Genomic DNA, 2,473 nt, shown 5'->3' on the forward strand with positions numbered 1-2,473 from the left:
AGCCGTTATAGAAGAAGATTGGTACTATTCAATCTTCTTCTATATTTTATATAAAGAAACGAAAAGATGTCAGTATTTATAGAAGAAAATACGAAATACCCCCCATATGGCATCATTGTCTAGATGGTTTTAAGCATTATATATAGTAGAATATTGCAAAAGAATCAGCTAAATCAATACGTTTTGGTAAAAAAGGTAAAAATAAGGTAAAAATAAAAAATAAAATTCAAAAAAAGTGTTGACAAGGCTAGTTCCTAATGATATACTAGTTCTTGTGTTAAGCGGGGATGGCGGAATTGGCAGACGCGCAGGACTAAGGATCCTGTGACCGCTTTAGGTCGTGTGGGTTCAAGTCCCACTCTCCGCATAGTGGACTAGCTAAGGCTAGTCCTTTTACTTTGTCTAGATAAGTGCAGAGCACGATATGTGCAAGTTCATAAATTACAAAAATGATACGAAACAGGCATTATTATGGCTTTCATGAAAAGATATGTGAAAGTTTTCTCAAAACTAGACGGTTTCAACTAGCATTTTCAAAATAAAAATGGTAGAATAGAAGAGTATGAGGTGCAACCTCAAAAAATATTAGGAGGCTATCGAAATGCCATTAGTTTCAGCAGAAAAATTTGTCCAAGCAGCGCGTGACAACGGTTATGCAGTTGGTGGATTTAACACAAACAACCTTGAGTGGACTCAAGCTATCTTGCGTGCAGCAGAAGCAAAACAAGCTCCAGTTCTTATCCAAACTTCTATGGGTGCAGCTAAGTACATGGGGGGTTACAAAGTAGCTCGTAACTTGATTGCAAACTTGATTGAATCAATGAACATTACAGTTCCAGTTGCTATTCACCTTGACCACGGTCACTACGAAGATGCACTTGAGTGTATCGAAGTTGGTTACACTTCTATCATGTTTGATGGTTCACACCTTCCAGTAGAAGAAAACCTTGCAAAAGCAAAAGAAGTTGTAGAATTGGCGCACGCTAAAGGTATCTCAGTTGAAGCTGAAGTTGGTACTATCGGTGGTGAAGAAGATGGTATCGTAGGTGCTGGTGAATTGGCTCCAATTGAAGATGCAGTAGCAATGGTTGCAACTGGTATTGACTTCTTGGCAGCAGGTATCGGTAACATCCACGGTCCATACCCAGCAAACTGGGAAGGTCTTGACCTTGACCACTTGCGTAAATTGACTGAAGCTGTACCAGGTTTCCCAATCGTATTGCACGGTGGTTCAGGTATTCCAGATGCACAAATCCAAGAAGCAATCAAATTGGGTGTTGCTAAAGTTAACGTAAACACTGAGTGCCAAATCGCATTTGCAAACGCAACTCGTAAGTTTGCAGCGGCTTATGAAGCAAACGAAGCAGAATACGATAAGAAAAAACTCTTTGACCCACGTAAATTCTTGGCAGACGGTGTGAAAGCTATCCAAGCATCTGTTGAAGAGCGTATCGACGTATTCGGTTCAGCGAACAAAGCTTAGTATAACTGCTAAGAAATCTCAGATTTCAAGCAAACAAAGCATAAGTTTCTTAGATTAGACCAAGAAGGATTTTCTTTCGAGAATCCTTTTTATTATAATAGTTGATTAAGTTTGATCTAGTTCTTTGCTATGAAGAAATCTACGATAGAAGTGAGCAGAGAACAGTTAAAATATAAACCGCTCTCATGACTGTAATAACTTAGAGAACGAAGAATTATGGGTAGTGCGCAAACTCTAGTATTAAAATATTTACCTATGAGTATAGATACTTTAAAAAAATAAAATGAAAATAATTCTTGCCAAGTCCAATCTTTTCTGTTAGAATAATGTGGTATGTGGTGCTAGCACATCCGATATATTTGATCAAATGAGGAGGAAGATACAATGGCTAAAGTATGTTATTTCACTGGTCGTAAGACTGTATCAGGTAACAACCGTTCACACGCTATGAACCAAACTAAACGCGCAGTTAAACCAAACCTTCAAAAAGTAACTGTTTTGATTGATGGTAAACCTAAAAAAGTTTGGGCTTCAGCACGTGCACTAAAATCAGGCAAAGTTGAACGCGTATAATAACAAAGTCGTTAGAAAAATCTAGCGACTTTTGTTTTTGGAAAAAATAACCTAGATATAAAGTCGGTGAGGAGCAAATTCGGCCACTACATAATAAACAGGAAAGAATATCAGCTATATAGCTCTCCACATTGCTGCTGAAAAGTTAACAAAGAAGGAATGTTGTCAAAAATAAACTGTGTATTGATGTGGGAGATTTTCTCAAGCACGAACATATAAACTTGGATTGACATTAGGAGTTGTACGAGAGAGCATATCCGTACGGGTTCTACAAGAAGGGAATCACGAACTGGAAGAATAGAGAGAGTTAAAAAAGGTAAAAAAATCCAAAAAATCTCAAAAACCCGGTTGACAAAGTATATAAGTCGTGATAGAATAATTGAGTTGTCTCTTGAGGGACTGGTTAATAGCGAAACA

2 protein-coding genes and 1 tRNA gene are annotated in these 2,473 nt (G+C 37.7%); all 3 read left to right on the plus strand.

Going from position 1 to position 2,473, the window contains the following annotated elements:
- Positions 1-281 precede the first annotated feature (281 nt).
- Positions 282-367 (plus strand) — tRNA-Leu (locus F9856_RS11875).
- A 234-nt stretch (positions 368-601) separates the two neighbouring features.
- The gene (locus tag F9856_RS11880) at positions 602-1,483 is read left to right on the plus strand and encodes a class II fructose-bisphosphate aldolase (RefSeq protein ID WP_013730139.1); all 882 of its coding nucleotides are present in this window, start codon (positions 602-604) and stop codon (positions 1,481-1,483) included.
- 384 nt (positions 1,484-1,867) lie between these two features.
- Positions 1,868-2,056, plus strand: a complete 189-nt coding sequence (rpmB, locus tag F9856_RS11885) for a 50S ribosomal protein L28 (RefSeq protein ID WP_001140948.1) — start codon at positions 1,868-1,870, stop codon at positions 2,054-2,056.
- The last annotated feature ends 417 nt before the right edge of the window (positions 2,057-2,473 follow it).

The organism is Streptococcus suis (genome assembly GCF_016743335.1).
Lineage (GTDB): Bacteria > Bacillota > Bacilli > Lactobacillales > Streptococcaceae > Streptococcus > Streptococcus suis_Y.